Annotated in this window: 6 protein-coding genes; 2 read left to right on the forward strand and 4 right to left on the reverse strand. The window is 42.4% G+C overall.

Going from position 1 to position 7,246, the window contains the following annotated elements; genetic code table 11:
• Nucleotides 1-164: 164 nt before the first annotated feature.
• Together parE and H9653_RS10420 are read right to left on the reverse strand one after the other, a co-directional pair.
• The gene (parE, locus tag H9653_RS10415) at nucleotides 165-2,048 is read right to left on the reverse strand and encodes a DNA topoisomerase IV subunit B (RefSeq protein ID WP_191692318.1); all 1,884 of its coding nucleotides are present in this window, start codon (nucleotides 2,046-2,048) and stop codon (nucleotides 165-167) included.
• A 110-nt stretch (nucleotides 2,049-2,158) separates the two neighbouring features.
• Nucleotides 2,159-2,824 (reverse strand): YqiA/YcfP family alpha/beta fold hydrolase, encoded by a 666-nt coding sequence (locus tag H9653_RS10420; RefSeq protein ID WP_191692319.1) that lies wholly within the window; start codon nucleotides 2,822-2,824, stop codon nucleotides 2,159-2,161.
• 197 nt (nucleotides 2,825-3,021) lie between these two features.
• Here H9653_RS10420 and H9653_RS10425 point away from each other — a divergent pair, with 197 nt between their 5' ends.
• A complete protein-coding gene (locus H9653_RS10425; protein ID WP_068406151.1) occupies nucleotides 3,022-3,282 on the forward strand; it encodes a DUF1289 domain-containing protein in 261 nt (86 codons plus the stop codon).
• Nucleotides 3,283-3,423: 141 nt separating this feature from the next.
• Nucleotides 3,424-4,317 (forward strand): pirin family protein, encoded by an 894-nt coding sequence (locus H9653_RS10430; RefSeq protein WP_191692320.1) that lies wholly within the window; start codon nucleotides 3,424-3,426, stop codon nucleotides 4,315-4,317.
• Nucleotides 4,318-4,498: 181 nt separating this feature from the next.
• On the opposite strand, the gene nrdD is transcribed toward H9653_RS10430, so the two are convergent.
• Entirely contained in the window at nucleotides 4,499-6,292 is a 1,794-nt protein-coding gene (gene nrdD / locus H9653_RS10435) for an anaerobic ribonucleoside-triphosphate reductase (RefSeq protein ID WP_191692321.1), read from the reverse strand.
• Complete coding sequence (nrdG, locus tag H9653_RS10440; RefSeq protein WP_191692322.1) at nucleotides 6,285-6,743, reverse strand: anaerobic ribonucleoside-triphosphate reductase activating protein; 459 nt, start codon at nucleotides 6,741-6,743, stop codon at nucleotides 6,285-6,287. The genes nrdD and nrdG overlap by 8 nt, the downstream gene beginning before the upstream one ends.
• Nucleotides 6,744-7,246: the final 503 nt, after the last annotated feature.

The raw sequence follows: 7,246 nt of genomic DNA on the forward strand, positions 1-7,246 counted from the left end.
ATAGATCGCGCACTGCTGATATCAATTTTTTTTGCTTTCTGTTCTTACGCAGACAGAGGCTACAAAAAATTGATAACAGCAATACCGTAACGTTTTTAGAATATTTTGACTATACCTAAAATATAAGAATAAAAAGTAAAGCACACAAATCTATAAAGCAGCTATCAGATAACTGCTAAATTACCTTTATGCTCAAGCCATGACTTACGATCAGACGCGCGTTTTTTAGCGAGCAGCATATCCATGACACTATTGGTCAATATCATATCGTCCATATCTAGCTGTACCAATCGGCGGGTATCGCGGTTCATGGTGGTCTCGCGCAGCTGTTCGGCACTCATTTCACCCAAACCTTTAAAGCGCGTAATTTGGGCTTTTTTATTGCCCGGTACATTGGCCAATATGTGCTCAAGTTCTGACTCATCTAACGCATAATGTACCTCTTTACCGACATCAACGCGGTACAGCGGCGGCATCGCGACGAATAAATGACCGGCATCAACCAACGCTGGGAAATGCTTAACAAATAACGCACAGATAAGCGTGGCAATATGGAGACCATCAGAGTCAGCATCAGCCAAAATACATATTTTGTCATAGCGCAGCTCAGATAAATCATCCGACGCTGGATCAACCCCAATGGCGATGGCAATATCATGAATCTCTTGGCTTGATAATACCGTATCTGACGACACTTCCCACGTATTTAAAATCTTACCGCGCAATGGTAATATCGCTTGATAGTGACGGTCGCGTGCTTGCTTGGCACTACCGCCTGCCGAATCCCCTTCAACCAAAAATAGCTCTGCGCCGTCACGTAAATCACCGCGACAATCCGCCAACTTCCCAGGCAATGCAGGCCCTTGAGTAATTTTTTTACGCGCCACTTTTTTGGCTGATTTTAGGCGGCGACCGGCTTTATTAATCGCCAATTCTGCAATCTGTGTGCCCATCTCGGCATGTTGATTGAGCCACAAACTAAAAGCATCTTTTGCTAGTGTTTGTACCGCGCCTGCCGCTTCACGACTAGAAAGCCGCTCTTTGGTTTGACCAGAAAACTGCGGCTCAGAAAACTTGAGCGACAAGATATAATTGACGCCGTCCCAGACATCTTCGGCTGTTAATTTAACATTACGAGGCAGTAGATTATGGATATCGCAAAACTCACGTAGTGCCTCTAAAATACCGGTACGTAAGCCATTAACATGCGTACCGCCCTGTGCGGTTGGGATAAGATTGACATAGCTTTCTTGAATCGGCGTGCCACCATCCGGCAACCAAGACAAAGCAAAGGTGATAGCAGCACGCTCACCAGCTTTTGCTTCATGATTATAATAAAATGGTGCTGCTGGTAAGGTTTCTAAACCATCTAGCTGCTCGTTTAGATACTCAACCACCCCATCGGTAAATTGCCAAACGACTTTTTCATTATTGATATCATCGACAAACTCAATCGTCAGACCAGCGGCTAATACCGCTTTGGCTTTTAGATTATGTTTCAGCTGCTTAACATTAAACTTTGGCGTATCAAAAAAACTACCATCGGCCCAAAACTTAACTCTAGTGCCACGCTTACGTTTATTGGGGCTTACTGTTTCGGTTAAAGAGGTCACCGCTGCGCCATTCTCAAAGGCCATCTCGAACTGCGTACTATCGCGCCAAACCGTTACTTCAACTCGCGTTGAAAGTGCGTTGACGACAGAGATTCCCACACCATGCAAACCACCCGACACCTCATAATTGGAGGTCGAAAACTTACCACCCGCATGCAAACGGGTCAAAATCAGCTCAATCCCTGATTGGCCAAATTCAGGATGGATATCGGTTGGCATACCACGGCCATCATCTTCGACCGATAGCGAGCCATCACTATGCAGCTGCACCTTGATGGTTTTTGCATAACCCGCCAACGCTTCGTCGACTGAGTTATCAATGACCTCTTGGGCTAAATGATTAGGGCGCGTGGTGTCGGTATACATTCCAGGGCGACGGCGGACAGGCTCTAGCCCTTCTAAAACTTCTAACGATTGCGCATTATATTGACTCACAAATGCATCCTTAATTATTCATGTGCGATTAATTCTATTAACCCATTATAACGAAAAACAGTAGCCTTAAGGTCAATACTCATTTGCTTACGTCAGATAGTGTCGTTCAGTTAAATCCGTGTGAGACTCTGCAGCATCTCAATCACCGTAGGTAATTGCTTAATAAAATCACTAAATCGATGATCGCCGCCCGTTTGCATCGTTACGCTTGCTCCTTGTGTTTGATAAAACTGTTTAGATAATTCAGGATTGAGCAGCTCATCTCCTTCCTTAATGAGAACAGCAATTTTATTAGGATAATTAACGGTTGATAGTTGGTGCGCTGCAAACCATTGCAAATCTGTTTGAGTAATATCCCAACCGCCCGCTGTCGCATGAATAACCTGCTTACCCAAATCCTCGTCTTTAACATTGTTTTTTAGCGCAAAATCTTTGGCAAACCGCTGCAAAGTAATATGGGGCTGGATGCTGGGGTTTAGTAATAGCGCTGGGCAACCGGTATGATTGCTAACCACAGTAGAAAAATAACCGCCTAAGGAGCTACCGACCAGTACGGTAGGAAAAAATTTATTTGGCTTATCTTGCGCCTTTTTATTTTGACCGTCTAAACGTTCAATTAACGAGAGTATTTGCTTAAAAACTTGCTCAGGGGTCTTGTTCAAATCTGGTCGTAATACCTTGATATCGGGATGATACTTTTGGCAATAATCCTCCAACAACCTGCCTTTTGTAGAGTTGGCATCACTGTCTAAGCCATGGATATAAATAATATTCACGTAGAATCTCACTGATTGGTTTTGTTATGATTGCTGTATATGGCGGTGCAAAACTTAGCATAGCACTGACGCCACAAAAACAGTAACGATAAAATGGCACAGTATTATTCGCTATTTGCGCCATAATAGTATTTACGATGAGACGAGACAAGCAATCGGGCACATTAAAGGAATAACGTAATAGCGATGGAGCCGCCATGAATCAGCAGTTTGAACTGTTCGAGATTGCCAATCCATGCATTGGTGTTTGCCAAAGCAATAAAAAGGGCTACTGCTTTGGCTGCCTGCGTAGCCGTCCTGAGCGCCAGCTATGGCATGAGATGACGACCGAACAGCGCCGCGAAGTACTACGGCTTATAGCAGGACGTCGGCAACGTATCGAGCAGCTGCGACAGCGTAAAGGCGAGCAATTGGGTTTTGATTTTGACGAGGAAATAGAAACAGGAAGATTGTTTTAATGAAGGTTAAGTTAATTTTTATTTAATAATCGCGCATCTTAATTTAATATATATACACATTATCCTATTGTAATTTATTTGTTTATCATTATATATAATTAAATGAATATTGGTAATTCAAATAGTTTTAAGGATAAGGTAATGAATCATACTGTCACGCCTGATATGAAAGACACAGTGAAAAACTCGCGCCAAATTGAACATCTTTATGCTGGCGTCGATACCCAAGATGGTGCTGGGGTTAAGCTGACACGGGTACTGACCCAGCAGCTACAAGAGCGTCTTGACCCGTATTTGATGTTAGACAACTTTAAAAGCGACAATCCAGACGACTATGTTGCCGGTTTCCCTAATCATCCGCATCGTGGTTTTGAAACCATTACCTATATGCTTACTGGCCGTATGCACCACCGCGACAGCGCCGGTAACGAAGGGCTATTACAAAATGGCGGCGTCCAATGGATGACGGCGGCGAGTGGTGTGATTCATTCAGAGATGCCTGAACAAGAAAACGGCGTAATGGAAGGTTTTCAGCTTTGGCTTAACCTACCTGCTAAAGATAAAATGAATGACCCTTGGTATAAAGATTTCCAAAGTGACGATTTGCCAAAATATAGCACGGAAGATGGCGTAGAGGTCACGGTAATTGCGGGTCAATCGCATGGTATTGAAGGGGCGGTCACACGCGATATCACTGAGCCGACTTATTTGGATATCCATCTACCAGCAGGAACGAGTTTTAGTCAGACGATTCCGGCTGACCATAATGCTTTTGCTTTTGTCTACCGCGGTACCATAGAGATTGCAGGCGAAACGGTACCAACCAAGACCATGGCTATTCTTGAAAATAATGCTGATACTGATGGCGTCACCATTACAGCCGATAGTAGTGAGGATACCAAAGTGATTTTAATCACTGGTCGCCCACTACGCGAACCGATTGTGCAATATGGTCCTTTTGTCATGAACAGTCAGCAAGAAATCATGCAAGCGGTCACTGATTTCCAAAGTGGCAAGTTTGGTGAAGGCGCTTAAAATTTAGCTATTAGCTAAGCATTAGCCCTGTTTATTTAAATACTCTCTTGAAAGTTAAAGCCCGTATTAGTTCGCCAATACGGGCTTTTTTGATTATAAGAAAAGCAAATCTACTGCTTTAACCAACTACCTAGTCGCACTGAATAACAGTCCCATCACCTAGAATGACTCATTGGCAAACTTAAGCCACATCAACTTGGTGTTCACGGCGATAGTGACGTAACTGATGCTCCAAGCGCCGACCCTCACTAAAAGCGGATACCCGCTTTAAATAGCCAATGATACGCGTAGCATGATCAACATCGTTTGAGCCACAAGCCTCACAGTGATAAAGGGTGCGCTTATCAATATGCTGACACTCATTGCAAATGGTGATACGCACGTTAATACAAAAGTATTGGCACCCTGTGGTTGCGGCAATATCTAATAATTTGCGATACTGCTGCTTATCGAGAGTTTCATCCAAATTCAAATGTAAGGCCGAGCCACCATCGAGCCACTGCGTGAGCTCACGCCCATGCAGCATAAACTTATCCAAGGTATTGGTTGTTTCATCCTCTACCAGATACAGATAAGAGTTATAGCACTCACGCTGCACTTCATAGCCATCTCGTTTGTCCCATTTGGCATTTTTAACGCCTAAGTTTTCCGCTGGTACAAACTCAGTATTAAACTTCAAACCATACTGGATACTGGCTTTACGATTTTCATCATAAATGGTTTTTAGGATGTCGTTAACGAAAGTATGATATTGCTGATTATTACCGACTACTATGCCTTGACTCTCCGCAGCTTCTGCCATGCCATTGATACCGAGCGTCAAAAACTGCTTATCTAGTTGAATAAACCCTGCATCATAAACAGGTAACATGCCAGATGCTTGATATTGTTCCATCAGTTTACGATAACTGACCTGATACTTATGAATTTTTTGTACCTCTGCCGCCAAATCTTGTCTATTTTGAATCATACGATTTAGATTAAGGGTAATAACATTGATTGAGCCGGTAGCCACGCCACCTGCGCCCAAAGTATAAGAGAAACTGTGATCAGTGATTTCATTGCGCAGACGACAACAAGAGGCTAAAGAATCCGGATTATCACTTTGATAAATAAAGAAGCTGTTTTTTTCTGCCAACTCGGTCGCTAGCATATCGGCATATTCTTCATCTTTACATTTACCGTTTTCGGTTAGCATGGCGCAGGTAACGACTGGGAAAGTTAAGATTGCACGCTTACGCTCTTCATTAAACCAGGTTAAGAAATACGCCTGTAGCTGTTTAATCGTTTCCCAGCACGGTCTTTCACCATCAGGAAAGACAAAGTTGGCAAACATGGCATCAAAATAATGTTCGTCGTATAAAGAGATATTCCAAAACGCGCTCTGATAACCACGCGCCGCAGCAGGTTGATTAATGGAATAAACCACTTGCTGGAAACAGTTTTCAATCAATGATTTATGAGTGTTTAAATAATCACTACCATGGTCTTTACGAGCAAAGTAATCGAAATAGGCAAGAAACTCAACCGTCGCCACTGCTCCCGCGAATTGCGAACTAATGGCAAATATCAAGTTAATGAAAGAGCCACAAAACGACGCTAAGTGCTGCGGTGGACCGGCCTCACCTCCCAACTTCTTTAAACCATCCAGCAAAAATGGATATAACGATACTGAGACGCAGTAAGGTTTTAGGCTGGTCTCGTCATGGACATAAATTTCATGAGCTTCAATTTGGCGCAAATACTCATCTGCCAAATCACTATCGAAAAACGCGCGAATCTTCTGTTGTACTTGACTGCGATTAACCTGAATAAAGTAATCTTTCATAATTTCGCTTTCTAACGTGGCGATATTCTTGACCGTCACGTTGGCATTGGCGTCTACATGAGAGCCATCTGCCGCATTATTGGCTTGCATATAATCTTTGATAAAAAACAATTTATCGCCCAACTGCTCTGAATTCAACTTACTCATAATTCCTCCAAAACAAATGATTTAATACTTCACCGTTAGTACAATCGATAAACCTTTGATTAGTGGTTGGAGTGTCTAAACCTCCAAGCTCCATAATCCATGGTCCTGTTTTTAGATAAGTTAGCTCTGCTTGCAAACTGGACGGTATGGCATCCAAGCCTGTATACAGTGCCGTTTTCAATCCGGAGTGTCGAACCTGCTTGAGCGCAGACAACAAGGCGGACGGTTGCCATTCACCACCCATAAACAGCACACAGCTGACGAGACCCTTATAGCATTCCAATAACCCCGCTAAAAAGTCATCAGTTAAAGGCGTACCTTTCTCTTTTTTCCACGTGTCAGCACGACTACAACCTCGGCACATTAAAGGGCAGCCAGCAACGGTCAACGCTAAGCTAACCTCTGTTGGTACTTCTTGAAAAACAATGTCATATTCAACAATATTCAACATCACTACCCTTTAAACCAAATCGTGAAGACCTATATATAGTATATAGACATTATAAATAACACAATATGTAGGATATTTAATTTAAATACTGCTCAGTAACCATATCTAAATCAATCATTTAGCTATAAGAAACACACTAAAAATCTAGTATCTAAGCGATTAATTAGAAGAAAATTGAGAAATAATTTGGAATAAAATAATTTTTAAAGATAGGTTTGAAATCTATAGATGTGAAAAACAGAGGTAGTAAGGAGTATTTTTAAATAAAGAAAAACCCTTTCATAAAGATATATGAAAGGGCTAGAAAAAATTGATAATAACGTCAGATAAGTAAAGTAAGCATTGGTTGGAGTAGGCAATTAATGGTTTTTTAAAAAACCCAAACAAAGAAAACCCCCTTACGCATTCACGTAAGGGGGTAATCGAAATAGAGAGCTGACGATGACCTACTCTCACATGGCCGGAGCCACACTACCATTGGCGCGATGATGTTTCACTTCTGA

This window comes from Psychrobacter communis (assembly GCF_014836505.1).
Classification (GTDB): domain Bacteria; phylum Pseudomonadota; class Gammaproteobacteria; order Pseudomonadales; family Moraxellaceae; genus Psychrobacter; species Psychrobacter faecalis.